The sequence below is a fragment of the Burkholderia sp. Ed8 genome, assembly GCF_040761425.1.
Classification (GTDB): Bacteria; Pseudomonadota; Gammaproteobacteria; order Burkholderiales; family Burkholderiaceae; genus Burkholderia; species Burkholderia seminalis.
Map to the genome: position 1 here is coordinate 534,212 of NZ_CP142889.1, position 26,877 is coordinate 561,088.

Sequence of the window (26,877 nt, forward strand, 5' to 3'; positions counted from 1 at the left end):
CCCGATCAACGACACAGCGCCGGCACGCCCCGGCGCCGCAAGCCGACAGGCTGGAGAACCCCGACGATGGACACCTTGCTTTCGATGCGCGTCTTCACGCGCATCGTCGAAACCGGCAGCTTCACGCGCGCATCCGACACCACCGGCCTCACGACGCCGCGCGTGTCCGCCCTGCTGAGCGGGCTCGAGCAGCATCTCGGCTGCCGGCTGCTGAACCGCACCACGCGCCGGATCTCGCTGACCGAGGACGGCCAGGCGTACTACGAACGCTCGGTCGCGGTGCTCCGCGAGATCGACGACATGGAGGCCTCGGTATCACAGGCCCGCAACGTGCCGCGCGGCCGGCTGAAGGTGAACCTGCCGCCGGCCATGGCCAAGCAGATCATGGTGCCCGCGCTGCCGGCGTTTCTCGCCGCCCATCCGGGCATCATGATCGAACTCGGCGTAACCGATCGCCAGATCGATCTCGTCGGCGAAGGCGTCGACTGCGTGGTGCGCATCGGCGCGCTCGACGATTCGGGGATGATCGCCCGGCGGATCGGCAGCCTGACCACCTGCACGTGCGCGTCGCCCGCCTATCTCGCGCAGTTCGGCGAGCCCGCCACCGTCGACGATCTCGCGCAGCACGTCGCGGTCAGCCACATCTCGGCCGACACCGGGCGGCCGCGCCCGTGGGACTACGTCGTCGACGGCGAGCCGCGCGTCATGCAGATGTGCGGCACGGTCGCGGTCAACGATGCGGACAACTACATCGCGTGCGGCGTCGCGGGCATCGGGCTGATCAAGACGTCGCTGTACCTGGTCGAGCCGTACCTGCAGTCGGGCCGGCTGCGCGAAGTGCTGACCGACTTCAACGCGCCGCCGCGCCCGATCTCGGTGCTGTATCCGCCCAACCGGCACGTCCCGGTCAAGCTCAAGGTGTTCTTCGACTGGCTGGCCGGCCTGTTCGCGCAGATTCCGACGCTGCAGGGCCAGCGCGGCTGAACGCACGCGTTCCGGCACCTTTGCGCGGCACGCAATGCTCGATTGCGTGCCGGACCCATTCCGCGCCGGCCGCCCGGTCAATAGCATTCACGGTATCGCGGCCGGTTACGTCGCCGCCCTGTTTCCTTCCCGGAGCCGACCATGTCAACGGATACCCCCCCGCTCGCCTCGCCCGCGCCCGCGGTCAAGCTCACGCAGGCGCTCATCCTGCTGTTCGCGTTCAGTTGCGGCGCGATCGTCGCGAACCTGTACTACGCGCAACCGATCACCGAACTCATCGCCCCCGGCCTGCACATGTCGAGCGGCACGGCGAGCCTGATCGTGTCGCTGACGCAGATCGGCTATGCGTTCGGGCTGTTCTTCATCGTGCCGCTCGGCGATCTGCTCGAAAACCGCAAGCTGATGATCGTCACGGCCGTCGTGTCGATCGCGAGCCTCGCGGCCGCCGCGGTCGTCCGCACGCCGGGGCTGTTCCTCGCGGTCTCGCTGCTGATCGGCTTCAGCTCGGTGGCGGTGCAAATCCTCGTGCCGCTCGCCGCGCATCTGGCACCGGACCACTCGCGCGGCCGCGTCGTCGGCACGATCATGAGCGGGCTGCTGCTCGGCATCCTGCTCGCCCGGCCGCTGTCGAGCATCGTGGCCGACGCGTTCGGCTGGCGTGTCGTGTTCGCGGGCGCCGCCGTGGTGATGACGCTCGTCACGGCCGTGCTCGCGCTGACGATTCCGTCACGCCAGCCCGACCATCGCGCCACCTATTTCGCGCTGATCGGCTCGCTGCTGCATCTCGTGCGCACGATGCCGGTGCTGCGCCATCGCGCGTTCTACCAAGGCCTGATGTTCGCGTCGTTCAGTCTGTTCTGGACCGCCGTGCCGGTCGAACTGACGCGTCACTACGGACTGTCGCAATCCGCGATCGGCCTGTTCGCGCTCGTCGGCGCGATCGGCGCGACGTCGGCGCCCGTCGCGGGCCGTCTCGCGGATGCCGGCCACACCGTGCGCGCCACGCTGATCGCGCTGGTCGCCGGCACGCTGGCGTATGCGAGCGCGCCGGTTCACGGCGCCGGCGTGTACGGCCTCGTCGTCACCGGCATCGTGCTCGACTTCGCGGTGCAGATGAACATGGTGCTCGGCCAGCGCGAGATCTACGCACTGCACGCGGCGAGCCGCAACCGGCTGAACGCGCTCTACATGACGAGCATCTTCGTCGGCGGCGCGGCCGGCTCCGCGCTCGCGAGCCCGCTGTACGAGCACGGCGGCTGGCCGCTCGTCGCGGCCGTCGCGGCGGCGTTCCCGCTCGTCGCGCTCGCCCACTACGTCGCGATCGGCCGCCCGCACGCGCGACGTCACGCACACGCGTGAACCGCCGCCGACGGCGCGGCACCGCGCGGTCGGCCTGTCACACGGCATCGTTGCCGCGCGGTCCTGACCGCGCCCATCCTCACCCATGAAGGAGTCCTCATGTCTTCCCTGCTCGCTCCGTACGACCTGCGCGGCCTCGCGCTGCCCAACCGCGTCGTGATGGGCCCGATGACGCGCTCGCGCGCGCCGTCGCGCGGCCTGCCGACCGAACTGATGGCCGAGTACTACGCGCAGCGCGCGTCCGCCGGCCTGATCGTGACCGAGGCGACCAACGTCAGCGCCGCGTCCGCGGCATTCGAGCTGACGCCGGGGCTCGTCGACGACGCGCAGGCCGCCGGCTGGAAAAAGATCACCGACGCGGTCCATGCGAACGGCGGACTCATCTTCGCGCAGCTGTGGCACGGCGGCCGGGTCAGCTCGCTGACGCTGCTCGGCGGTGCCGCGCCGTTGTCGCCGTCCGGCGTCAACGACGATCTCGAACAGTTGCAGGTCTGGGCGCAGTTGCAGAACGGCTATTACACGAAGATTCACGCGACGCCGTCGCGCGCGATGACGACCGCCGAGGTCGTCGACGCCGTGGACGAATTCCGCCGCGCGGCGGCGCGTGCGATGGCGGCCGGCTTCGACGGCGTCGAGATCCATGCGGCGAACGGTTATCTGCCGCACCAGTTCCTGTCGTCGACGCTGAACCGCCGCGACGATCGCTACGGCGGGTCGGTCGCGAACCGCGCGCGCTTTCTGGAGGAAATCGTCGCGGCGGTCGGCGGCGTGATGCCGCTCGCGCGTGTCGGCGTGCGCATCTCGCCGTACGCGAAGTACAACAACGTGCGCGATGCCGACCCGGATGCGACGCTGGCCTACGTCGGCCGCATGCTCGACGAAGCCGGCGTGGCCTATCTGCACGCGGCCGACACCAACGGCTGGAGCGGCGAGCCCGACCTGCCGCGGATCGTCGAGCATGCGCGCCAGTCGTTCGGCGGCACGTTGATCGTCAACGGCGGCATTGCGCCCGATGCCGCGCAGGCGCTGATCGACGCGGGCGACGCCGATCTCGTCGCGTTCGCGCGTGCCTACATCGCGAATCCGGATCTCGTCGAACGCATTGCCGCGCGCGCACCGCTCGCCGAGCCGAAAGCGGCCGGCTGGTACGGCGGCGATCGCGCCGGATATGTCGATTACGCACGGTACGACGCGGCAGGCGCGCACGCATGAGCGGCGTATCGGCCGCCGCGCCCGCACCGCGGCCCGCGCAGGCGGCCGGCGCGGCGCCGGCCGCCCGCCGTCAACCGTCGTTCCAGCGCGCGCCGAGCACGCGCCCGCAGAAATTCGGCCGGTAAAATTCCGGATCGAAGCGTTCGAGCACGTCCGCGCTCCATGTGCCGAACGTCGACGGCGCCCGATGTTCGACGCCGCGCGCGACCGCTTCGAGGAAGGCTTCCGCGAAACCGCCGTCGCGCGGGTAAGCGGCGAGCAGCGCGTCGCGCTCCTGCAGCGTGTACGCGTCGAAATCGGTTGCCATCAGGTCCGTCGAGACGGCCGCCGCCAGCGCGCGCGAGAGCGGCGATACGCGGGCGGCCACGCCCGGCGTGGTATGCAGCGCGATCGCATACCACACGTCGTCGCGCATGCGCCGCGGCCGGCGATGCCGAAGCAGCAGCGCGCGCGCCGCATCCGCGCCGTCGACTTCGTATCGCGCGGTCGAACGGCAGTACGCGTAACTCAACCCCATGTTGGCGTACATCGCGGCCACGAACAGCGCATCGGCGTCGCACGGTTCGCCCGCGCGACGCGCGGCGAGCGACGCGAGAACGAACACGCGTCCGGCATGATCGGCGAGCGCGGCCGGCAACGCGGCGCGTGCCGCATCGGCCGCCTCGATCGCAACCGGCGTGCGCGGAATGCCGACGCCCGCCACTTCGTCGCCCGCTGCCTGAGCGCGCGTACGCGCAACCTTCATCCTGCCTCCTCCAGGCCCCGCGCCGGGGGCCGAAAAACGATCGTTTCGCGCGGCGCCTGCGCGTCGGCGTTTCCTGCGCACCGGCACGCGCAGGCTAGAAAACGACGCAGCGGCGCCCAAACGCCGCGCAGCGATCGACCGCGCCGGACGCCGCCGGATAACGCGACCGCGCGAAGCGCCGCGCGGCGCCGCGTGCGCGGCACGCATCCGCGCCGACGTCGGCGCACGCTTCGCCGCAGCCCGCCGCCCCCGTACGGTCGCGGCTGCCCGCCGCGGCTCCGGCCACCGGCGACCATCCCGGGCTGACCGGCAGCGGCGGCGGCGCGAGCGACAGGAATTCCGCATCCGCATGCACGATCCGGCCGTCGACGACCGTCAGCACCGACGCAAGCGACGGGATGCGCGGCGCATCGATCGTGAAGTAATCGTCGGTGAGCACCGCGAAATCCGCGTACTGGCCGGGCATCAGCGCGCCCTTGCACGCGTCTTCGTTCGAGAACCATGCACTGCCCACCGTAAAGCGGCGCAGCGCCTCCATCCGGCCGAGCCGGTTGCGCGCCGGATAGAGCGCGGTGCCGCCGACGGTACGTCCCGATACCATCCAGTACAGCGCCACGAACGGGTTGTAGCTCGCCGCGCACGTCGCGCCGGTCCCCGCGCCGACCGGCAGGCCGGCGTCCAGCATCGCGCGGATTGGCGGCGCGCGCGTGGCGGCGCCGGCGCCGTAGCGGGCCACGAAGGCCTCGCCCTGGAACGCCATCCGCGGCTGAATCGTCACGCCGCCGCCCAGCGCCGCGATCCGCGCGATGTTCGCGTCCGCGATCCGCTCGCAACGGTCGAAGCACCAGCGCAGCCCGTCGAACGGCGTCTCGCGGTCGACGGCCTCGAACACGTCCAGGAAGCGGCCGATCGACTCGTCGTGGATCGCATGCAGGCGGAACGGCCAGCGGTGACGCACGAGCAGCCGGACGACCGGGGCGAGTTCGGCTTCGAGCGACGCCGGCAGATCGCGGCGCAGGTCGAGGAAATTGCCCAGATCCACGGCCGAGAATACGAGCCGCGCACCCGCGCCGTTCGTGCGCAGGAACGCGTCGCCGCCGCCGGGCGTCATCTGCGCGATCCACTGCGCGAAGTCGTCGAGCTCCCGTCCCGCGCGTTGCGCGCCGACACTGTAGGCGATGCGCGCCGTCAGTTCGCCGCGCCGCGCGAGCTCGACGATCGCCGCGTAGTCGTCCGGATAGGCCAGCCCGTCGCCGCCGGCATCGATCACGCTCGTCACGCCGACGCGATTCAGCGCATGCAAGAGCTGCCGCGTGGAATTCAGCCGGTCGCCGCCGCCGAGCGTCGGGCCTTGCGCGAGCGCCGCCTGCAGCACGGCCGGGTCCGGGCGTGCCAGCAGCAGGCCGGTCGGCCGCCCGTGGCGGTCGCGCCGAAACTCGCCGCCGGGCGGATCGGGCGTGTCGCGCCCGTAGCCGAGCGCGCGCACCGCGGCCGCATTCAGCCACGCGCTGTCGTCCAGATGCTGGATGAACACCGGCGTATCGGGCGCGATCGCGTTCAGTTCGGCCACCGTCGGGCCGCGCTTTTCCGCGAACTGGAAGGCGGTCCAGCCCGCCGCGACGCGCGCCCACTGCGGCGCGGGCGTGCGCTGCACCTGGCGGCGCAGCAGGTCGAGCGCATCGGCGAGCGACGTCACGCCGTCCCAGCGCAATTCCATGTTGAAGCTCAGGCCGCCGCCGATCGCGCCCAGATGCGCGTCGTTCAGGCCGGGGATCGCGGTGCGCCCGTTCAGGTCGATGCGGGTCGTGCCGGCACCCGCGTGACGCAACACGTCGCGATCGCTGCCGGTCGCGACGATGCGCCCGCTCGCGACCGCGATCGCGCTGACGAACGAACGCGTGTCGTCCTGGGTCGCGATCTTGCCGTTGAAGACGACGAGGTCCGCCGCACGTGCGGAGTCCACGGCCCTAAGCACCCTGCGCCCTCCCGAGCGGCTCGGCGGGCGCGCGGCGGCCGCCCCCCGGCATGCCGTCCGGCGGCACGCGGCGAGCCCGACGTCGCGCGTCCGTATGCCGGCACGCGGGCGCCGCGCCCCCGTCGAATGCGCCGTTGCGTGCCGTGTGCGTGCGCGGCCTGTCCGCCCTGCCGTTCTCGCGCATCGTCATGCCACCGGCTGCGCCGCGTCGACGGCATCGCGCCGCACGCGCGCCCGGCTTGCCGCGGGCATCGCGTCGGGGCGGACGAAATTCTGCACGCGCAGCAAGCGGCGCACGTCGTTCGCGCGCGAATGCGGATCGAAGTGCCGCGTGAGGCCCGCGACCAGCGTCGATGCCTGCCCGGTACGTCCGCGCTCGATCAGGTGATCGGCGAGATCGAGCGTGCTGCGCAGCGCCCACATCGCGGCGCCCTGCGCGTTCGCGGTCTGGATGGCCAGCTGCAGATGACGATGGCCGTCCGCTTCGTATGCCGCCGCGAGACTCGCGGTGGCGGTGCGCGCCTGTTCGAGCGTCGCCACGCCCCTGACGCGCAGCAGTTCGGGCACGAACAGATGTTCGCCGTGCGCGCGGCAGCGCGCGAGCGTCGCGTCGAGCCGGGTGCGCGCCTCGGCCGCGCGGCCGGTGCGCGCGAGTCCTTCCGCATGCGCGGCGGTCAATGGCGCGAGCAGGCGCCGGAAGCCGCTTGCCTCGAGGCGCCGCAACGCGGGTTCGAGTCGCGCGAGCCCCGCGCCCGGATGGCCGGTCTGAATATCGAACTGTCCCGTCAGGCATTCCGCATGGGTACGCCAGATGTCGAACCCGTGCGTGTCGGATACCGATCGCAGCGTCGCGAGATAGTCGGTCGTCGCGTCGTGGTCGCCGTAGCGCATGGCGATCGGCACGGCAGCCGTGCCGAGCACGAAGCACAGCGCCAGGGCCGACGGGCCGCGGCGCGCGCCCTCCACCGCTTGCGCGGCCAGCCGCATCGCGTGCTCGGGGTCGCCCTGCAGCCACGCGAGCCGCGTGAGCATCGTGCCGCCGAACGTCGCCATGTCGACACCCAGCGCCGCCTGCGCGCACGGCGGCTCGCCCGCGCCGGCCAGTTCGGCCGTCGCGGCCTCGAGCCGCTCGCGCGCCTGCGCGTGCTCGCCGAAGTAATGCAGCGACGTCGCGACCATCGCGTTCGCCAGCAGGCACTGCGCGCGGTCGCCGCGCCGCTCGGCGGCCCGCTCGAAGCGCGTCGCGTAGCGCAGCGATTCGTGAATGTCGGACAGCGCCAGCATCGTGTGCCACAGCCCCATCAACGCGCGCGCGTCGTACGCGTCGTCGCCGGCGCGCGCCGCGAGGTCGAGCGTCCGGTCCCACATCGCGGCGGCGGCGAGCGCGTCGCCGTCCGTGTGCAGCAGCGCGGACGCATACGCCGAGCGCAGCCGCATCTCGCCGCCCGCATCGACCGGCCCGGCCGTCCCGGCGTCGATGTCGCCGAGCATCCGTCGCGCCTGCACGGTACTTTCGCGCATCCGCGCCGGCTCGAGCAGCGCGCGCGCCAGCGCGTCCGGCCCGGCCACGTCCGGCGCGGTGCCCGCCGGCTCGCCGGCGGCCGGCGGACTCACCGCGACCGCCGCCGGCGACGCGGCCGGCACGTGGGCTTGCGCTTGCGTGCGTTCGTAGTGCGCGTGGCGTTCGGCGACGAGGTCGAACTCGCCCTCGTTGCGGAGTTTTTCGAGCGCATACGCGCGTGTCGATTCGGTCAGCCGGTAGCGCGCGGAAGCGCCGTGGAATTCGACCGTCACGAGCGATTTCGCGACCAGTTCGCCGAGCACGGCGATCATGTCGGCGGCCGACGAACCGGGCTCGGCCGCGACGGCGCGCGCCGCATCGAACGTGAACGGGCCGACGAAGCACCCCATGCGCCGAAACAGTGCGCGTGCCGCCGGCTCCAGCAGCACGTAGCTCCAGTCGAACGTCGCGCGCAGCGTCTGGTGACGCGGCAGCGCCGACCGCAGCCCGCCCGTCAGCAGGTTCAGGCGGTCGTCGAGGCGCGACGCGACGACCGCGAGGCCGAGCGTCGCCACCCGCGCGGCCGCCAGTTCGATCGCGAGCGGCAGCCCGTCGAGGCGCCGGCAGATGTCGGCGATCAGCCGCATGCCGGCGGCGTCGATCCGGCAATCGGGCGCGGCCGCGCGCACCCGTTCCAGAAACAGTTCGACCGCCGGACTGCGGACGATCGCGTCGTCCGCCGCGCCGCTGTCCGGCACCGCGAGCGGGCTCACACGCACCACGGCTTCGGCCGAAATATGCAGCGGCTCGCGGCTGGTCGCCAGCACCCGCAGCGAACCCGCGCCCGCGGTCAGCGTGTCGGCGAGATCCGCGACCACGTCGACGATATGTTCGGCGTTGTCGAGCACGAGCAGGCAGCGCGCATCGGCAAGCGCTTCGCCGATGCGCTCGACGGCGGGCGCCCGGTACGTGTCGACGCCGGGCGCGATCCCGAGCCCGGCGGCGAGCGCGGCGAGCACGTCGCCGCGCGTCGACGTGCGCGCCAGCTCGACGAACAGGACACGCTCGCGCGACCGGCTGCGGACGTCGTGCGCGACCCGCGCGGCGAGACTCGTCTTGCCGATGCCGCCGGCGCCGACGAGCGTGACGACCGCCGTCCCGTCGAGCATGTCGACGATCTGCGCGATGTCGGCCTCGCGCCCGATCAGGCGGGCCGGCAAGGACGCCGCGGCCGCCCCTGCGTCGGGTGCCGCCGCGGCGGGCGGCGGCTCGGCCGCCGGCGCGTGCGCCGCGCCCGCCACCAGCAGATAACCGCGGCCGGGGACCGTCTTGATCAGGTCGCGACTCGCGCCGAGCGCCTTGCGCAGCGTCGCCACATGCACCTGAAGGCGGTTCTCCTCCACGATCAGGCCCGGCCAGACCGCGTCCATGATGTCGTCTTTCGACACGACCGAACCGCCCGCGCGATGCAGGACCTCCAGAATGTCGAGCGCACGCGCGCCGATGCGCAGCGACGCGCCCTGGCTGCGTATGTCGCGCTGCTCGAAATCCACCGACAACGTTCCGATCTGGATCATGGCCGCCTCCGGGTACCTCGGGATGACAGCCCGGTGAACGCGGCAGCTCACCGGGCAGGAAGTCCGCGTCCGGCGCGCTGGGCGCGCCGGACGAAAAATGTCGAATTCGGGATCGAGTGTAGACACACGTGTCACGAAAATCTTGAAAGATAATGCGCTGTCCGGCGACTGCCGCCGGACCCCGTGCGGCCGGCCGCCGGCGACGCGCTATACTCCGCCGGGCCGCGTGTACAGGCGTTGCAACGGGGCACGCAACGACCGCGTGCGGTCGCTTCGCCCCCGGGCGGCAGCGGACGTTTGTGCAAAATCATTTTTGAACGATCGCGCGCCCCTCTAAACTGGACCCGACATTTCGCGTGCCGAGTCCCTCCAGGAAAGCTTCATGCCAGAGCCCGCCCTCGCGCCGCCCGCCCCGTCGCCGGCGCCCATCCCGAAAGACACGCTCGGATGCGTGTCGAGCCTGCTGTCGAAGGATATCGAGCAGACCGTCGGCGGCCTGCGGCTGCATCGCAAGTGCATGCGCGACGCGTTCGTCGAGCACATCGACATGCCCGCGTGCGACCGCGGCTTCCTGGTCGGCGTCTCGCTGAACGGCGGGCACTCGCGCACCATCTACAGCCGCACGGGCGCCTCCGAGCGCCGGTTCCAGCCCCATTCGATCTACATCCGCGATTTCTCGCGGAATTTCCGGGCGGACCTGCACGGCCGGTTCGACTTCCTGCTGGTCGAGCTGCCGCACACGTATCTCGCCGGCCTCGGCCCCGAGCACGACGGCAGCGCGACCGGCGGCCTGCGCTGCCGCCCGGACGCGTGCGACCCGGTGCTCGGCCACCTCGCGCTCGCGGTGGCCGAGGGCCTCGACGCGACGGGGCCGTTGAACACGCTGTTCGTCGAGCAGGTCGGGCTCGCGATCGGCACCCACGTCGTGCGCCGCTACGGCAATCTGCGCGCACGCGACCTGCAGCGCACGGGGAACCTGTCGCCGGCGAAAGTCGCGCGCGCGCAGGAACTCCTGATGGAAAAGGCCGATCTCGGCGTGTCGATCGAGGAAGTGGCGGCCGAGTGCGAGCTGTCGCGCGGGTATTTCATCCGCGCGTTCTCGCGCACCACCGGCCGCACGCCGCACCAGTGGCTGCTCGAACAGCGCGTGATGCGCGCGCGGGACCTGATCGAAACGTCCGACATGACGCTCGCCGACATCGCGATGGCGTGCGGTTTCTCGGACCAAAGCCATCTCAGCCGCGTCTTCGTCAGGATCGTCGGCCATCCGCCCGGCGCCTGGCGGCGCGCACGGTCGCGCTGACGGGTGAAGCCGCGCTCGCGGGGCATCGCCTGAATCGTTCTGAAATCGTCCTGAAAGCCCGGCCCGCGCGCCGGCGGGCGCGCCGCCCGGCGCTAGAATGCGCACGGCATGCAACGCGACGTTGCATCCCGCATACGAGGCGATGACATGGACAAGCTCTCCGCGCTGCGCGCGTTCGTGGAAGTGGCGGAAGCCGGCGGCTTCTCGAGCGCCGGGCGGCGCCTGTCGCTCGCGGCGTCGTCCGTCGTGCGCGCCGTGGACGCGCTCGAGGCGTCGCTCGGCACCGTGCTGCTGAACCGCACGACGCGGCAGGTGACACTGTCCGACGCGGGAGCCGTGTACTACGCGCGCGCCCGGCGCGTGCTCGAGGAACTCGCCGAGGCCGACGCGCTCGTCGCCGATCGCGGCGACACGCCGTCCGGGCCGTTGCGCGTGTCGGTCCCGGTCGCCTACGGGCTGCGCTGCATTGCGCCGCACATCGCCGCGTTCGTCGCGGCCCACCCGAAACTCGATGTCGACCTGCAACTGACCGACGAGCGGGTCGACCTCGTCGCGAACCGGATCGACGTGGCGATCCGCCTCGGCGACGCGGCGCCGTCCGCGGACGTCGTCGCGCGGCCGCTCGGCACGTTCCGCCGCTACGTCGTCGCGAGCCGTGCCTACCTCGAGGCGCACGGCACGCCGTCGACGCCGGGCGAGCTCGTCGACCATGCGTGCCTGCGCTTTCACTTCGGCGTCGACCAGCAGACCTGGACGTTTGCCGACGCGCAGCGCACGACGCGGGTGATCGTCACCGGGCGGCTGAAATCGAATCACAGCGAGGTGCTGCGCGAGGCCGCGCTGGACGGCGCCGGCATCGCGCTGCTGCCCGACTGGCTGATCGGCGCGGATGTCGAGTCGGGTCGGCTGTGCCGGCTGTTCGATCGCCACGACGTCACGCCGGGCACGGCCCGCTCGGTCGTCACCGCGCTTTACCTGCCGAACCAGCGCGGCTCGAAACGCGTGGCCGCGTTCATCGATTTCGTCGCCGCGCTGGCGCGCGAACCGCACTGACGCGCGCCGCCGCGCCCGGCGCGTCACCACCCGAACTTCGCCTCCATCCCGACGTAGTCGGCATTGCGGCCGCCGAGCGCACGGATCGAGCGACCGAGCTGGAAATGCACGGCTTCCACCGCCAGCGCGACGTTCGCGTTAACGAGCCAGTCCACGCGCGCCTGCGCGTACATGCCGGTCCACGCATCGCCGCGGCCGGCCGTGCCCGGCACCGCGGCCATGCCCTGCCCGTAGATCGCGTCGGCCGTCGTCGCGCGCCACTGGAAGCCGAGCGCCGTCAGCACCGTGACGCTGCTGGCCGGCTTGAACGTCAGCGACGGCTTCACGTGAACCAGGTTGCTGTACCCGGTATAGCCGGCCAGCGTGAAGTAGTACCCGTTCGGAAACAGCGGGTTGAAGGTGCCCACGCGGCCGTCGCCGGAGTGCGTGTCGCCCGACGCGCCGTCGATCTGGATGCCGATACGCGGCGTGCCGGCCGTCTTCGCGAACGTATAGCCGCCGAGCATGCCGAACGCCCACGCGCCGATCGTCGCCTGCCCGACGTGCCCGGTCTGCAGCATCGCCTCCGCGTCCCAGTCGAATCCGGCGGCCTTGCCCGCGTAGCGCATGTCGAACACGTCGCGCCGCTCGGTGCCGGACGCGCCGGCATAACGCGCGTTGTCGCGCGTATAGCGCGACCAGTACGCGGACAGATCGCCTGGTCCGGTGCCGTTGCGCTCGATGCGCACGCCGTCGAATCGCAGGTGCCGGTTCGACACGTCGTCGAACACCGCGTCGTCGCGGTATTGCACCGGGCGCGTCGCATAGCCGATCAGCCGCCACGGGCCGATTTCGTAATCGGCCCATACCGCATCGAACGCCTGGCGCACGTTCGGGCCGTCGCGCACCGACACGAAGCGCTGCAGGTCGAACGCCATCTCCTGCCGGCCGACCCGCGCCTTGAACGTGCCGGTGCCGAACTGGCCGACGTACGCGACGAACGCCTGCTCGATATCGAGCAGGTTGCGGTCGACCGTGCCGACCGTGTCCTTGCCGAACGGACGCGCATCCGCGAACTGCACGAATGCCTGCAGATGCTCGCGATAACGCAGGTCCGCATGCACCGTCGCCCGCTCGATCACGTAGTGGTCGTCGTGCGCGGCGCCGAGGCCGAACAGCGGCGCGTTGTTCAGCTCGAAACGCTCGCGCAGGTTCGCGCCGAGCGACAGATAGGTCGACGGGTCGCCGCCGATCGGCAGGTACTTCAGCGCGTCGAACGGCTTGCGCGGCACGCACGGCGCCGCGAGCGCCGACCAGTCCTCCTGCCAGCGGTTGAACAGCACGGCCGGCCGCTTCGCGCCGCACGACGTGCCGGCGGCGTCCGTCGTCGCGGGCGCCTGAGCGCCGGACGCCGCGCCCGCGCACGTCGCGATGCCGCCGGCGAGCACGACGGACGGCAACGCGTTGCGCCACGATCGACCGATCGATCGCCGCACGCTCATTTCGACCGCGCGTGGATCTCGGCGACGTAGCCGCCCGGGAACTGCACGAGCGCCGCATCGCGGCCGTCCGACGCGAACGGCGGCACGAGCACGGTCACGCCCGCGGCCTCTGCCTGCTTCAGCGTCGCGGCGAGATCGGCCACTTCATAGCCGGTCATCTCGCGGCCGAACGGGTAAGGCAAATGGCCGTCGGTGGCGAGCACCGTCATCTTGCCGAAGCCCGATTCGATGCGGATGCGCCGGTACGTGTCGTTCGGCCGGCCGATCTCGATGCCCGGCGCGCGGCGCACGTCGGACACGATCTTGCCGTGCGAGAACGCGACGAAGTCGCGCGCGAGCTTGCTCGCGCTTTGCGGCGACACGTACACGCGGTTTTCCGGCACCGTCTGCAGCGCGTCGTAGTGCGGCGGCTCGTTGTGCCAGTACAGCTGCATGTTCACGCCGCCCGGCCAGCGGACGATCGCGTCTCGGCCGATCGGATCGGGGAACGTGTCGACCACCACGTCCGCGCCGTGCGCGCGCGCCGACTTCATCGCGACGTCGAGATCGGTAACGAGATAACCGGTGCGCTCCGCGCAGAACGGATACGGAATCGGCGTCTTGAAACCGAACACCGAGATCGTGCCGACCGGCGTGAGCACGAGCTGCGACATCGTCTGGCTCGGCGTGGGCGTGACCTGGAACACGCCCTGCTTCGACTTCTTGCCGCCGAAGGTCGCGACGAAGCTGTCGGTGAAACGGTCGAAGTCCTCGGGCGCCACGCACACGTGCGTCGTGTCGTACTGCGGGCCGACCGAGACGTTCGGCGAGCGCGCGGCGGCGGTCTGGCGCGCCGTATCGTCCAGGTGCGTCTCGTCGGCGCGCGACGGCGCGGCGGCCAGCAGCGCGGCCAGCACGGCCGTCGACGCGGCCGTCATGCGCAGCACCTGGCGCAGGTTCAATGCATTCATCGGATTCTCCTTCGTTGGGGTGGCGGGCACGGCGGCACGCCGCGCCCGGATGCAGCGTTCGGCGTCAGGCCGGTTGCCCGGCGCGGCGGCCGGAGCGAAACGCGAGGAAGCCCAGCACCGCGAGCGGCAGCGCCAGCGCCCAGAACGCGGCGTACAGATAGGCGGTCGCGCCGGCGCCCGCCCCGAGCGCGAAACTCGCGACCGGCGGCAGCGTGCGGCGCAGCCGCGCACGCGCGGCTTCCCGTTCGGCGGGTGCGGCGATCGGCACGAGCCAGTCGAACGCGTCGATCACGGCCTGCGTGACGTTGCCGGTCATGACCGTGTTCGCGACGACCGCGCGTGCCGTCAGGCGCCCGTGCGCGTTCTGAACGCCCATCGCCGCGGCGCCGAGCAGGCCGCAGACGATCGTCGCCGGCGCATCGGCGTCGGCGATCGGCGACGCGATCACGCCGGCGAGCATGAATCCGCCCAGCAGCACCGCCTGCAGCGCATACAGCGAACACGCCCGCGTGCCGTGCCCGTATGCACGGATCCGGTGATCCAGCACGCGCGCCGCCACGATCCCCGCGATGAACGCCGGAAACGCGAGCAACTTGATCGCGAGCCCTTGCCCGACCCCGGCCAGGCCGGAGCCGATCAGGATGAAGTTGCCGGTGACGTGCGCGGTGAACAGGCCGAACAGCGCGACGAAGCCGAGCGTGTCGACGTAGCCGGCGATCGATGCGAGCAGTACGTCCTCGCTCCACGCGGCGCCGGGCGCGGCCGCGCCGCTCCCCGTTACTTGCCCCGGTTGCATGACGCGGGGTCCTGCGCGGGGTTGGCGGCGCTCGCGTCCTGCACCTGCGCGGCGGGCGGGCGCATCTGCGCCTGCACGAACGGGATCGCGTGCTCGCCGACGACGATGCCGAGCAGCCCCGCCAGCGCGATCAGCGGCGGCGCGGGCGACTGCACGCGCACGAGGTAGTACAGCAGGCCGACGGCGATGCCGGCCCCCATCGAGATCAGATAAGGCATGGTCCGTTCCGGTTGCGCCGCGCGGCCCGGCGCGGCCGAATGGCGCCCGGCCCGTGCGGCGGTTCGGAAGCAAGACTAGGGAACGGGGATCTGAAAGTCATGGCGGCGAACTGAATTGTTCTGAACGCGCCGCACGGGACTGCTTTCGAACCACGGATCATGCGCGCATCGCTCGCCGACCATGGCGTCGATATTCGTCAGGGGGAAAGAGGAACGAATGATGAGAACGCCGGGCTGCTTGCGGAACGGAAGCACCCGCGCCCGCGATGCCGGCGGCCTCCGCGGCGGCCGTCGACGAGTCGCATGGCGATCTGCCTGCCGGCGGTTGCCGGATGCCGCGCAACGCGCGGCCCGTCGCGGCGAAGCCCCGGCTCGACCCAAGTCAGGCCGGTGTCGGGCAGGCGCCCGCCGCGCCGACATTCCTGCGGCCGAAACGGCGTGCCGGCATCCCCTGCATCGACGCGCCGAAGAAAGGCTCGGTGACGGAACGCGAATCGACGCAACGGCGGGCGCGCGTCCCGCCGTTTTCGTCACCCCCGCACGCGCCGCATCCTGAGCGTCGCCGACGGCGATTCGCCGAACGCCCGCTTGTACTCGATCGCGAACCGCCCGAGGTGCGCGAAACCCCATTTCAGCGCGATGTCCGTCACCGACGCGAGCCCCGGCGTCTCGTCGGCCAGCAGTTCCTCGCGCACATGCTGCAGCCGCAACTGCCGCACGAAGCCCATCGGCGTGATCCCGTGGCGATTCCGGAACCCGGCGAACAGCGTGCTCGGGCTGACGCCGGCGAGTTCGGCGAGCCGCTCGATCGTCAGCGGCTCGTCGAGATGCGCGCGGATGTATTCCTCGACGCGCCGCACGTAGAACGGCGCGAGCACCACCGGCACGTGCCGCGTGCCGGCGCGCGCGCTGTTCGGGTGGCCGTGCAGCAGCAGGTTGAGCAGCGTCGATTCGAGCTGCTCGAACGCAAGCGGATGACGCAGCGGATGCGCGTCGGTCGAGATCGCGCCGGCGAGGATCGGCAGCAACTGCGCGAGGCACGTCCCCTGCGAAGACGACAGGCTGAACGCCGGCTCGAATTCGACCGGCGCACGCCGGTCGTCGCCGAAATGCCGCTGCGCATGACGCTCCATCACTTCGCGCTCGATGCGCAGGATCACCTGCGGACAGGCATCGCCCCACCGCATCTTCAGCGGCAGCGTCGGCGAGATCAGCGACGCGATGCCGGGCGCCGACACGAAGCGCGTCGAACCGCACTCGATCTCGGCGTCGCCGCGCAGCGGGATCTGCAACAGGAAGAAATGTTCGAGCGGCCCGGGCTCGATGCTGACGCCGCCGCCATAATCGAGCAGGTTCAGCGACAGGTTGCCCCAGCGCGCGTGATGCATGCAGCTGTGCAGCGCACGCGATTCGCCGGTCGGCGTGAGCCGGTGCGGCTTGAACACGTCGGCGACGCGTGCGCGCACCTCGTCGACGTCGTTCGACTGCAGCATCAGGTTGTCGTGATTGAAACAGGCGGCGTCGGCCAGCCAGCCGGTTTCGGAAAATTGCGCCATCGAAGTTCTCCCGTCATGCTCCATCGCACTCGCGCCGTGCATCCGTTCCCCGGATCGGGGAATCCGCCGCACGATCCGGACAGCGCCCGGAGTATCCGGACAGTCCGGCCGTCAAGACACGCAAGTCCCGCGCAAACGACGCAAGAAGCGGACCGTCCGCGCATCGTAGAAAACTGTGCGGGGATTCCGCATCCGCACATACCCGCAGTCAGCCGCGCGCCTGCCCACGCGCGGCGGCCGGTGCAACAGGTTTCCGGAATTCGCGGATACCGGCCGAAGAAAGCGGATAGAAGCGCCCGTTTCGTCCGCCAATACTGGGCCCGTCACCGAGATGAACCGAATGGAGGGACACATGAAAGGACGTCACATCGAGATTCCGTCGCCGGACGGCGGCGCGTTTCGCGCGTACCTGAGCACGCCGGCCGGCGGCGCGGGGCCGGGCATCGTGCTGTGCCACGAGATCTTCGGCGCGAACGCGACGATGCGCGAAACCGCCGACTACTACGCGGAGGAAGGCTATACGGTGCTCGTGCCCGACCTGTTCTGGCGCCAGGCGCCGGGGCTCGAGCTCGGTTACGCGGCGGCCGATGTCGAGCGTGCGATGGCGCTGTATCGCGAATACGACGAGGACAAGGGCGTCGAGGACGTCGGCGTCGCGCTGGACGCGCTCCGGCAACGGCCGGAATGCACGGGCGAGGCCGGCGTGCTCGGCTACTGCCTCGGCGGCAAGCTCGCGTACCTCGCCGCGTGCCGGCTGCCGGGCGTGGCCGCGGCGGTCAGCTACTACGGCGTCGGCATCGAGCACGCGCTGGACGAGGCCGCGGCGCTGCGCGGGCGGCTCGTGCTGCAGATCGCGGGGCAGGATCGCTTCTGTCCGCCCGACGCGCAGCAGCGCATCGCCGACGCGCTGTCCGCGCGCGACGGCGTCGAGGTCTACGTGTATCCGGGTGTCGATCACGCGTTCGCCCGCCCCGGCGGCGATCATTTCGACAAGGCCGCCGCGATCATGGCCCACCAGCGCGCGATCGCCGCGTTCCGCGCCGCGCTCGGCCCGCACTACGACCTGTCCACCCTGTGGGAAACCCATCTGAAGCACGAATTCGACACGCGCAACGTCGACGCGACGATCGCCACGATGGTCGCCGAGCCGTACGTCAACCATATCCCGACGCTGACGGGCGGCGTCGGCCACGACGAGCTGAAGCGCTTCTACACTCACCATTTCGTGCATGCGAATCCGCCCGACACGACGATCACGCCGATCTCGCGCACGATCGGCGCGAGCCAGATCGTCGACGAGCTGCTGTTCTGCTTCACGCACACGACCGAGATCGACTGGATGCTGCCGGGCGTCGCGCCGACCGGTAGGCGCGTCGAGATCCCGCTCGTCGCGATCGTCAAGTTCCGCGGCGACAAGCTGTATCACGAACACATCTACTGGGACCAGGCAAGCGTGCTCGTCCAGGTCGGCCTGCTCGACCCGGCCGGACTGCCAGTGGCCGGCGTCGAAACGGCCCGCAAGCTGCTCGACGAAACCGTGCCGTCGAACGGCCTGATGCGCCGCTGGCAGGACAGCGAACCATCGGCGGGTGCGCGCTGACGCGCCCGTCCCCCACTCACTCAACGATTCCGGGAGACACCCCATGACCGCCCTTGCAGGCAAAGTCGCGATCGTCACCGGCGGCGCCACGCTGATCGGCGCCGCGGTCGCGCAGGACCTGATCCGCGTCGGCGCGCACGTCGCGATCCTCGATCTCGATGCGCAGAACGGCGCGCGCGTGGCCGACTCGCTCGGCGAGCAGGCGCTGTTCGTCGCGCTCGACATCACCGACGACCGCGCGATCGCGCATGCGGTATCGGCCATCGTCGAACGGTTCGGCGCGATCGACGTGCTCGTCAACCTCGCATGCAGCTACGTCGACAACGGCATCCAGGCGACCCGCAACGACTGGCTGGCCGCGATGGACGTCAACGTCGTGTCGGCCGCGATGCTGGCGAAGGCCGTCCATCCGCACATGGCCCGGCGCGGCGGCGGCGCGATCGTGAACTTCAGCTCGATCTCGGCGCAGTGCGCGCAGACGGGCCGCTGGCTGTATCCGACCTCCAAGGCGGCGATCCGCCAGCTCACGCGCAGCATGGCAATGGATCTCGCGCCCGACCGCATTCGCGTCAACTCGGTGTCGCCGGGGTGGACGTGGTCGCGCGTGATGGACGAGATGACGCACGGCGACCGCGCGAAGACCGACCGCGTCGCCGCGCCGTTCCACCTGCTCGGCCGCGTCGGCGATCCGTCCGAGGTCGCGCAGGTCGTCACGTTCCTGTGCAGCGACGCGGCGAGCTTCGTCACCGGCGCCGACTACGCGGTGGACGGCGGCTACGCCGCGATGGGCCCCGAACAGGCGGTGCCGGCCATTCCACGCCTGGCGGAGTGACCACGCGTCGCCACCGCTTCCCGCAACCTTCCGGCCGTCACCCGGCCAACCAAGGACATTCCATGAGACGCATCGCTATCGTCGGCGCCGGCCAGTCCGGCCTGCAACTCGCTTTCGCCCTGCTCGACCAGGGCTATCACGTCACGCTCTCGACCAACCGCGACGCCGAGCAGATCCGCACGGGCAAGGTCATGTCGAGCCAGTGCATGTTCCACACGTCGCTGCAGATCGAGCGCGACCTCGGTCTGAATGCATGGGAGGAAGCCTGCCCGGCCGTCGAAGGCATCGGCATCGCGGTGCCGCATCCGGACGGCAACGGCCGCAAGGCGATCGACTGGTCGTCGCGGCTGACGCGTTATGCGCAGTCGGTCGATCAGCGCGTGAAGATGGCCGACTGGCTCGACGGCGTCCGGCGCCGCGGCGCGGACGTGCGGATCGGCGACGTCGGTGTACCCGAGCTCGAGGCACTCGCGCGCAGCCACGATCTCGTGCTGCTCGCGGCCGGCAAGGGCGACATCGTCAACCTGCTGGGCCGCGACGACGCGCGCAGCGCGTTCGACCGCCCGCAACGCGCACTGGCGCTCACCTACGTGAAGGGCATGGCGCCGAGCCAGCCGTATTCGCGCGTGCGCTTCAACCTGCTGCCCGGCATCGGCGAGTATTTCGTGTTTCCCGCGCTGACCACGACGGGCCCGTGCGAAATCATGGTGTTCGAAGGGATTCCGGGCGGCCCGCTCGACTGCTGGGCCGACGTGAAGACGCCCGAGCAGCATCTCGACCGGAGCCTGTCGTTCCTGCGGCAATACGTGCCGTGGGAATTCGAGCGCTGCCGCGACGTCGAGCTGACCGATCCGAACGGCACGCTGGCCGGGCGCTTCGCGCCGACGGTGCGCAAGCCGTTCTTCCGGCTGCCGTCGGGCCGCACGGTGTTCGGGATGGCCGATGCGGTGGTCGTCAACGATCCGATCACGGGCCAGGGATCGAACAACGCCGCGAAGTGCGCGCACGCGTATGCCGGCGCGATCGTCGCGCGCGGCGCCGCGCCGTTCAGCGAAGACTGGATGCAGCAGACGTTCGACGGCTACTGGGCGTACGCGCAGCATGTGGTGCGCTGGACCAACTCGCTGCTCACGCCGCCGCCGCCACACATCCTCGAACTGCTCGGCGCGGCCGGCCAGCTGCCGTCGCTCGCCAAGGCGATCGTCGACGGCTTCGACGATCCGCGCCGGTTCTCGCCGTGGTGGTTCGAGCCGTCGGCCTGCGCGGCGACGATCCGCGAACACAGCGTGCGGGCGGCATGAACGACATGGAAACGATCATGACCGACCGTTCCGTCCTCGACCCGATGCAACTGCGCGCCGCGTTCGGGCAATTCCCGACCGGCGTCACCGTGATCACCACCTGCGGGCCCGACGGGCGCAAGGTGGGCCTCACCGCCAATTCGTTCTCGTCGCTGTCGCTCGATCCGCCGCTCGTGCTGTGGAGTCTTCGCAAGGTCGCGCCGAGCCGGCCGGATTTCGTCGCGGCCACCCACTTCGCGATCAACATCCTCGCGCACGACCAGATCGACCTGTCGCGCCGTTTCGCGACGCCGAGCGCCGACAAGTTCGACGGCGTGCCGCATGCCGAATCGGACAGCGGCGGCGTGCCCTGCCTCGACGGCGCGAGCGCGCGCTTCGTGTGCCGCAACGTCGGCCACTACGAAGGCGGCGATCACCTGCTCTTCATCGGCGAGATCGAGCAGTTCGACGCATTCGGCAAGGCGCCGCTCGTGTTCCATGCGGGCCAGTATCGCGCGATCGCCGATCATCCCGATCTTTTACGCACTATTTGATTAGTCATCCATAAAAATACCCAGGAGGTGGTGAACATGAAACTCGGCTCTCGCCTGCTCGTCGTCGCAGGCCTCGCGATCGCCGGCATCGCCGGCAGCGCGCCGGCCCACGCGGCCGACCTGCCGTCGGTCAACCTCGGCATGACCAGTTTCCTCGACGGCATGCCGCCGGCCGGCTCCGGCTGGTACGGCACGCAGTACCTGCAGTACTACACGGCCGGCCGCGTCAACGACAATGCCGGCAACAAGGTCGGGCTGCCGAAGCAGGACATCGACCTGTTCGCGGGGCTGAGCCAGCTCGTCTACCAGTCGCCGCTGACGTTCGCGGGCATGCACCCGGGGCTCGACGTGATCCTGCCGTGGATCGCATCCGCGCGGACCGACGACGGCATCGGCAACGTCGCGCTGAATGCGCGCGCCGGGTTCGGCGACCTGCTGATCGGCCCGTTCATCCAGTTCGACCCGGTGATGGGCGCGCAGGGCCCGCGTTTCGCGCAGCGCGTCGAGTTCCAGTTCATCGCGCCGACCGGCGCGTACGATCCGGCGCGCGCGATCAACCCGGGCAGTCATTTCTGGTCGTTCGACCCGTACTGGGCGGCCACGCTGTGGCTCACGCCGAAATGGACCGTGTCGTGGCGGCTGCACTATCTGTGGAATGCGACCAACCATCGGCCGGCCGCGTCGCTCGGCCCCGACGTGACGTCGACGCGGGCCGGCCAGGCGATCCACGTGAACTTCGCGACCGAGTATGAAGTGCGTCCGGGCCTGCGACTCGGGCTCAACGGCTACTGGCTGCGCCAGACCACCGACATGCAGGCAAACGGACAGGACGTGCCCGGCACGCGGGAAGCCGTGTTCGCGATCGGGCCGGGCGCGATGTATAGCTTCTCGCCGCACGACCACCTGCTGTTCAACACGTACTTCGAGACCCATGCGCGCAACCGGCCGCAGGGGACGCGGCTGGTGCTGCGCTACGTGCATCACTTCCAGTGACGTAGGGCGCCCCGGCGCGTCGATGCGCGACACGCCGCTTCAATGGTTAGCAGTAGGGGGCAACCGTGAAGGCGGTGGACTACGGCTTGTTCCATGGCCGACCATGGGTCCAGGATGCGTTGACGCCGCTATGGTCGACCTGTCTCGCGGCGCCGCCTGGGGAGGGAGCCTCCATGAAGCCTGTTGCCGTGCCGGCCGACGGCGGTGTCGGGGCCGGCACGTTCATCCTGTGCAGCGCGGCCGGCGTCATGCCGGCTCGCCGCTCACTGCGCGATGCCCACGAACGTCGGCAGCAGCACGCGATAGACGTGGATCATCGCCGGCCCGAGCAGCACCAGCATCAGCGCGGGGAAGATGCAGAAGATCAGCGGAAACAGCAGCTTCAGCGCGATCTTCGCGGCCCGCTCCTCCGCGCGCATGCGCCGCCGCGTACGCAGCATGTCCGACAGCACGCGCAGCGATTCGCTGATGCTCGTGCCGAAGCGATCGGCCTGGATCAGCATCGCGCAGAACGACTCGATGTCTTCCACGCCGGTGCGCAGCGCGAGATTGCGCAGCGCGGTTTCCTTCGTGAAGCCGGAGCGCATCTCGAGCAGCAGCAGGTCGAGTTCGCTCGCGACCACCTCGCTGCTGAACCGCAGCTCCTCGCTCACCTTCATCAACGCCGCGTCGAGCCCGAGCCCCGCTTCGACGCACACGGTCAGCAGGTCGAGCGCATCGGGGAAATCCTCGAAGATCTTCTGCTGGCGCACCTTGATCCGCTGCGACAGCACGATGTTCGGGATGTAGTAGGCGATACAGGCGAGCACCACGAGGATGGCCGACAGCAACGCGCGCTCGTCGCCGAGCGACGTCGTGATCAGCACCGGCAGCACCGCGCACGGCAGCGCGAGCGCCGCCACCGTCTTCGCGGTGAAATACAGCGCGGCCGCACCGGGGTTGCGCCAGCCGGCATTCATCAGCCGGATGCGCAGCGGCGAATTCTCCCAGCCCTCCTTCGGCACCGACAGCTTCGAGATCGGGGTGGACAGCTCGACCAGCTTCGCGACCCAGCGCGACGTCAGGTCGTCGTCGCCGCCCGTGCCTGTACCTGGGCCTGCGACGGCGCCCGCACCGGCGCCGCCGGCCTGCTGGATCCGGCGCTGCAGGTTGCGCGGCGCGAACAGCAGCATCGCGACGAGCACACCGCCGGCTACGAAGATGAACAAGCCGCCCAGCATCACGGCCTGGACCACGCTCAGGTTTTGCATGACAGCCTCGCTACGGTTCGTTATTCGGCTCGCGCGTCAGACGCGAATGCGGACGATGCGGCGAATCCAGAACAGGCCGAACGCCATCGACACCAGCATCGTGCCGACCATCCGGATCCCGGCCGGATCCTCCCAGAGCACCGACAGGAATTCGCGGTTCAGCAGCGCCATCACCGCGGCGGTACCGAACGGCAGCAGCCCGAGAATCCACGCGGACAACCGCCCTTCCGCCGACAGCACCCGCACCTTGTCGAACAGCTTGAAGCGTTCGCGGATCAGCGCGCCGATGCTGTCGAGCAGCTCGGCCAGGTTGCCGCCCGTCTCGCGCTGGATCAGCACCGCGATCACGAAATAGCGCAGGTCCTGCACCGGCACGCGCGTGGCGAGGTTCATCAGCGCGTCGTGCAGCGACACGCCGTAGTTGACCTCGTCGAACGTGACGCGGAATTCGCCGCCCATCGGATCGGGAAACTCGTCGCCGACCATCCCGAGCGTGCTCGTGAACGAGTGGCCGGAACGCAGCGCGCGCGAGATCATGTCGCAGATGTCCGGCAACTGCCGCTCGAGCTTGCGCAACCGGCGCCCGCGGCAGCGCATCACGTACATCAGCGGCAGGCAGCCGGCCAACAGCGCGACCGGCAGCGCGGCGAGCTGCATGCGCGTGGCGACGCTCGTCGTGAACCATGCGAACGCCGCGAACACGGCACTGAGCACGATCAGCTTCGGCAGCGTCCAGTCGAGGCCCGATTGCTGGATCACGAGATCGAGCGCGTGCACGCGCGGCACGCGCAGCAGCATCCGGTCGAACGGCCTCGACTCGTCGAGCATCCGCTTCTTCAGGATCGACAGCCGCTCCTGCTGCACGCTGCCGCCGGCCGACATCGCGCGAATGCGCGATTCGATCCGGCGCGCGGCGGAGCCGTGCCGCGCGTTCCACCATTGATACGCCCCTTCGACGGTCAGCACGACCGCGACGAAGGTGAGAATCACAAAACCGTAAAAGATCGTGTTCATGAAGCCTCCCCGGCAGCAAACGGCGCGCTGTGATCAGTTCGTCTCGTACCGCTGGGACGGGTCGTAAAGCGAATCCGGCAGGTTGATGCCGAACGCCTGCAGCCGCTCGACGAACTTCGGCCGCACCCCGGTCGCGCAGAAGTGGCCGCGTACCGAACCGTCGCGGTCCACGCCCGTGCGCTTGAACGTGAAAATCTCCTGCATGTTGATGATGTCGCCTTCCATCCCGGTCAGTTCCTGGATGCTGACGATCTTGCGCTTGCCGTCGGTCAGCCGCGCGGCTTGCACGACCACCGAGATCGCCGACGCGATCTGCTGGCGCATCGTCTTCGGCGGCAGCGACAGCCCCGCGACGCTGATCATGTTCTCGAGCCGCGTCAGCGCGTCGCGCGGCGTGTTCGCGTGGATCGTCGCGAGTGACCCTTCGTGGCCGGTGTTCATCGCGTTGAGCATGTCGAGCGCTTCGGCGCCGCGCACTTCGCCGAGGATGATCCGGTCGGGCCGCATCCGCAGCGCGTTGCGCACCAGCGTGCGCTGCGTGATCTCGCCCTTGCCCTCGATGTTCGGCGGGCGCGTTTCGAGCCGCAGCACGTGCGGCTGCTGGAGTTGCAGCTCGGCCGCGTCCTCGATCGTCACGATGCGCTCGTTGCGCGGAATGTAGCCGGACAGGATGTTGAGCAGCGTCGTCTTGCCGCTGCCGGTGCCGCCCGACACGAGCACGTTCACCTTCGCGCGCGACAGCGCGTCGAGCAGCTCGGCCATCGGCGGCGTCAGGCTGTGGAAGCGCACCAGATCGTCCATCTTCAGCGGATTGACCGCGAAGCGCCGGATCGACATCAGCGGCCCGTCGATCGCGGACGGCGGGATGATCGCGTTCACGCGCGAGCCGTCGGGCAGCCGCGCGTCGACCATCGGGCTCGATTCGTCGATGCGGCGCCCGACGCGCGACACGATCTTCTCGATCACCTTCATCAGGTGCGCGTCGTCGTAGAACGTCACGTCGGTCAGCTCGAGCTGGCCGCAGCGCTCGACATACACCTGGCGGTACGTGTTCACGAGGATGTCGGAGATCCCGGGGTCGCGCAGCAGCGCTTCGAGCGGGCCGAAACCGAACATTTCGTCGTACACGTCGATCGCGAGCTGCCGGCGCTCGATGTCGTTCGCGGGCAGCCGCTCCTCGTCGAGGATGCGCGCGATCAGCGCGCCGATCTCCATGCGGACCTGATCCTGCGGCATCCGCGACAGGCGTTCGAGTTCGACGCGCTCGAGCACGGTCAGGTGAATTTCGCGGCGCAGCTTCTGGTAGGCGTCGCGTACCGACGAATGAGCCGGACCAGCCGGTTCGCTGCCTGCCGACAGCGGCTGGGCCCGGTGCAAGGACATCTGTTCGCGCAATGACATGATGGTTCCCCGGAAGAATTACATGGACTTGAGCTTCGGCGTGGCCTTGCGGCCGAACAGCCGGGACATCAGCGGTTCGCTGGGCGCCACGCTGCGTCCCGCGCGCGTTTCGCCGTCGACGAGTTGTTTCGCGCAGGCCTGCAACGCGCGCGCGACCGCCGTGCCGCGCGCGAGCCGCGACACCGGATGGCCCTGGTTGATCGCTTCGAGCACGGTATCGGCGTCGTCCGGAATCGTGCAGGCGGCATGCAGGCCGAGCACTTCCTCGAGCGCCGTGCGGGTCCGGTCGCTCGCGCGCGTCGCGCGGTTCACGATCAGGCGCAGCTGGTCGGTCGAGTAGCCGAGCGACACGAGGATCTCCAGCAGCCGGCGGCCGGCGCGCACGTGCGGCATCGCGGGCTGCAGCACGATCTGGATCTGGTCGCTGCGATCCAGCGCGACCATCGACAACGGATTGATGCCGACCCCGACGTCGAAGATCACGAAGTCGTAGCGCGGCGCGGCGACGCCGAGGATCCATTCGAGTGCATCCTCGCGCATCTCGGCGGCCTTGACCGGGTCGCCGGCGCCCGCGAGCACGTGAAAGTTCTCCGTCACGTGCGCGACGCTCGCGTCGAGAAACGCGCTGTCGAGCCGCTCGATCTGCGCGCATAGCTGCGGCAGCGTCGACGGCGGGGTTTCGTCGCTGACGAGGAAAGCCGCGTCGGCGAACTGCTGGTTCAGGTCGATCAGCAGCACGCGGCGCTTGAAACCCTCGGCGATCTCGAACGCGACGTTGCTGGCCGCGAAGCTCGTGCCGGCCCCGCCCTTGCACGACATGAACGACACGATCCGCGTATCGTCGCTGTCGCACCGCGTGCTTTGCGCGGCGGCGCGTTCGAGCGCGTTGCCGAGCGCCTGAGGATCGATCGGCCATTGCAGCACGTCGCGCGCGCCGGCGCGCATCGCGTCGAGCAGCACGTGCGGCGACGCATCGGCCGTCACCAGGATGCAGGTCAGGTTCGCATGCGCGCGGCAGATCCGCTCGATCGCCGACAGCTCCGACGGATCGAGCGACGTGCCGTCGACCAGCAGGATGTCGAACGCGTCGAGCCCGTCGGTACGATGCTCGATCTGGGACGGGCGCCCGGTCGCGCGCGTCGCGCGATAGCGTCCGCAGTCGGCCACGAGACGCGCGATCTGCGTGAGCCGCGCGGTATCGTCGGAAGCTACGAGGATGTTGATCATGTCGTGTGCCTCGTTT

At 70.2% G+C, this 26,877-nt stretch carries 22 protein-coding genes; 10 read left to right on the forward strand and 12 right to left on the reverse strand.

Annotation, left to right across the window (positions count from 1 at the left end; translation table 11 throughout):
- Positions 1–66: 66 nt before the first annotated feature.
- From VXM69_RS36655 to VXM69_RS36665, 3 genes are all read left to right on the forward strand, one after another.
- Positions 67–984, forward strand: a complete 918-nt coding sequence (locus VXM69_RS36655; RefSeq protein ID WP_367190783.1) for a LysR family transcriptional regulator — start codon at positions 67–69, stop codon at positions 982–984.
- Between the two features lie 141 nt (positions 985–1,125).
- Positions 1,126–2,343, forward strand: coding sequence for an MFS transporter (locus VXM69_RS36660; protein WP_367190784.1), 1,218 nt, complete (start codon positions 1,126–1,128; stop codon positions 2,341–2,343).
- Positions 2,344–2,442: 99 nt separating this feature from the next.
- Positions 2,443–3,555 carry an alkene reductase gene (locus tag VXM69_RS36665; protein WP_367190785.1) on the forward strand — a complete coding sequence of 371 codons (1,113 nt, stop codon included), beginning with the start codon at positions 2,443–2,445 and terminating at the stop codon, positions 3,553–3,555.
- 70 nt (positions 3,556–3,625) lie between these two features.
- On the opposite strand, the gene VXM69_RS36670 is transcribed toward VXM69_RS36665, so the two are convergent.
- The 3 genes from VXM69_RS36670 to VXM69_RS36680 form a co-directional block, all read right to left on the reverse strand.
- A complete protein-coding gene (locus tag VXM69_RS36670) occupies positions 3,626–4,300 on the reverse strand; it encodes a hypothetical protein (RefSeq protein WP_034192057.1) in 675 nt (224 codons plus the stop codon).
- Positions 4,301–4,394: 94 nt separating this feature from the next.
- The gene (locus VXM69_RS36675) at positions 4,395–6,275 is read right to left on the reverse strand and encodes an amidohydrolase (protein ID WP_367190786.1); all 1,881 of its coding nucleotides are present in this window, start codon (positions 6,273–6,275) and stop codon (positions 4,395–4,397) included.
- 186 nt (positions 6,276–6,461) lie between these two features.
- Positions 6,462–9,353 carry a winged helix-turn-helix domain-containing protein gene (locus tag VXM69_RS36680; RefSeq protein ID WP_367190787.1) on the reverse strand — a complete coding sequence of 964 codons (2,892 nt, stop codon included), beginning with the start codon at positions 9,351–9,353 and terminating at the stop codon, positions 6,462–6,464.
- Positions 9,354–9,735: 382 nt separating this feature from the next.
- On the opposite strand from VXM69_RS36680, the gene VXM69_RS36685 reads away from it, so the two are divergent.
- Together VXM69_RS36685 and VXM69_RS36690 are read left to right on the forward strand one after the other, a co-directional pair.
- On the forward strand, positions 9,736–10,656 hold the full coding sequence (locus tag VXM69_RS36685) for an AraC family transcriptional regulator (protein ID WP_069245802.1): 921 nt from the start codon (positions 9,736–9,738) through the stop codon (positions 10,654–10,656).
- Between the two features lie 147 nt (positions 10,657–10,803).
- The gene (locus tag VXM69_RS36690; RefSeq protein WP_301741711.1) at positions 10,804–11,709 is read left to right on the forward strand and encodes a LysR family transcriptional regulator; all 906 of its coding nucleotides are present in this window, start codon (positions 10,804–10,806) and stop codon (positions 11,707–11,709) included.
- 23 nt (positions 11,710–11,732) lie between these two features.
- Here the strand turns inward: VXM69_RS36690 and VXM69_RS36695 are convergent, their stop codons facing one another.
- The 5 genes from VXM69_RS36695 to VXM69_RS36715 all read right to left on the reverse strand — a co-directional run bounded on the left by VXM69_RS36695 (position 11,733) and on the right by VXM69_RS36715 (position 16,710).
- A complete protein-coding gene (locus VXM69_RS36695; RefSeq protein WP_069245801.1) occupies positions 11,733–13,190 on the reverse strand; it encodes an alginate export family protein in 1,458 nt (485 codons plus the stop codon).
- Positions 13,187–14,140, reverse strand: a complete 954-nt coding sequence (locus VXM69_RS36700) for a VOC family protein (protein WP_059560829.1) — start codon at positions 14,138–14,140, stop codon at positions 13,187–13,189. The genes VXM69_RS36695 and VXM69_RS36700 overlap by 4 nt, the downstream gene beginning before the upstream one ends.
- A gap of 64 nt (positions 14,141–14,204) precedes the next feature.
- Complete coding sequence (locus tag VXM69_RS36705) at positions 14,205–14,936, reverse strand: YoaK family protein (RefSeq protein WP_069245800.1); 732 nt, start codon at positions 14,934–14,936, stop codon at positions 14,205–14,207.
- Entirely contained in the window at positions 14,918–15,154 is a 237-nt protein-coding gene (locus tag VXM69_RS36710; protein WP_034191750.1) for a DUF1427 family protein, read from the reverse strand. The genes VXM69_RS36705 and VXM69_RS36710 overlap by 19 nt, the downstream gene beginning before the upstream one ends.
- Before the next feature lie 530 nt (positions 15,155–15,684).
- Positions 15,685–16,710, reverse strand: coding sequence for an AraC family transcriptional regulator (locus tag VXM69_RS36715; RefSeq protein WP_059560825.1), 1,026 nt, complete (start codon positions 16,708–16,710; stop codon positions 15,685–15,687).
- 352 nt (positions 16,711–17,062) lie between these two features.
- Between VXM69_RS36715 and VXM69_RS36720 the strand changes: the two genes are divergently transcribed.
- The 5 genes from VXM69_RS36720 (at position 17,063) to VXM69_RS36740 (ending at position 21,969) form a co-directional block, all read left to right on the forward strand.
- Positions 17,063–18,310 (forward strand): dienelactone hydrolase family protein, encoded by a 1,248-nt coding sequence (locus VXM69_RS36720; protein ID WP_367190431.1) that lies wholly within the window; start codon positions 17,063–17,065, stop codon positions 18,308–18,310.
- Positions 18,311–18,353: 43 nt separating this feature from the next.
- Complete coding sequence (locus tag VXM69_RS36725; RefSeq protein WP_367190432.1) at positions 18,354–19,142, forward strand: SDR family oxidoreductase; 789 nt, start codon at positions 18,354–18,356, stop codon at positions 19,140–19,142.
- Between the two features lie 62 nt (positions 19,143–19,204).
- Entirely contained in the window at positions 19,205–20,443 is a 1,239-nt protein-coding gene (locus tag VXM69_RS36730; protein WP_367190433.1) for a styrene monooxygenase/indole monooxygenase family protein, read from the forward strand.
- 5 nt (positions 20,444–20,448) lie between these two features.
- The gene (locus VXM69_RS36735; RefSeq protein ID WP_343726892.1) at positions 20,449–20,976 is read left to right on the forward strand and encodes a flavin reductase family protein; all 528 of its coding nucleotides are present in this window, start codon (positions 20,449–20,451) and stop codon (positions 20,974–20,976) included.
- Between the two features lie 36 nt (positions 20,977–21,012).
- Positions 21,013–21,969 (forward strand): transporter, encoded by a 957-nt coding sequence (locus tag VXM69_RS36740; RefSeq protein WP_034192010.1) that lies wholly within the window; start codon positions 21,013–21,015, stop codon positions 21,967–21,969.
- A gap of 263 nt (positions 21,970–22,232) precedes the next feature.
- Here VXM69_RS36740 and VXM69_RS36745 read toward each other — a convergent pair whose 3' ends face one another.
- Genes VXM69_RS36745 through VXM69_RS36760 form a run of 4 tightly spaced genes read right to left on the reverse strand, consistent with a single transcriptional unit; the run spans position 22,233 to position 26,861 of the window.
- On the reverse strand, positions 22,233–23,219 hold the full coding sequence (locus VXM69_RS36745; RefSeq protein WP_034191755.1) for a type II secretion system F family protein: 987 nt from the start codon (positions 23,217–23,219) through the stop codon (positions 22,233–22,235).
- Between the two features lie 36 nt (positions 23,220–23,255).
- Positions 23,256–24,233 carry a type II secretion system F family protein gene (locus VXM69_RS36750; RefSeq protein WP_367190434.1) on the reverse strand — a complete coding sequence of 326 codons (978 nt, stop codon included), beginning with the start codon at positions 24,231–24,233 and terminating at the stop codon, positions 23,256–23,258.
- 33 nt (positions 24,234–24,266) lie between these two features.
- Positions 24,267–25,634 (reverse strand): CpaF family protein, encoded by a 1,368-nt coding sequence (locus VXM69_RS36755; RefSeq protein ID WP_034191757.1) that lies wholly within the window; start codon positions 25,632–25,634, stop codon positions 24,267–24,269.
- Between the two features lie 18 nt (positions 25,635–25,652).
- Complete coding sequence (locus VXM69_RS36760; protein ID WP_034191758.1) at positions 25,653–26,861, reverse strand: AAA family ATPase; 1,209 nt, start codon at positions 26,859–26,861, stop codon at positions 25,653–25,655.
- Between the last annotated feature and the right edge of the window lie 16 nt (positions 26,862–26,877).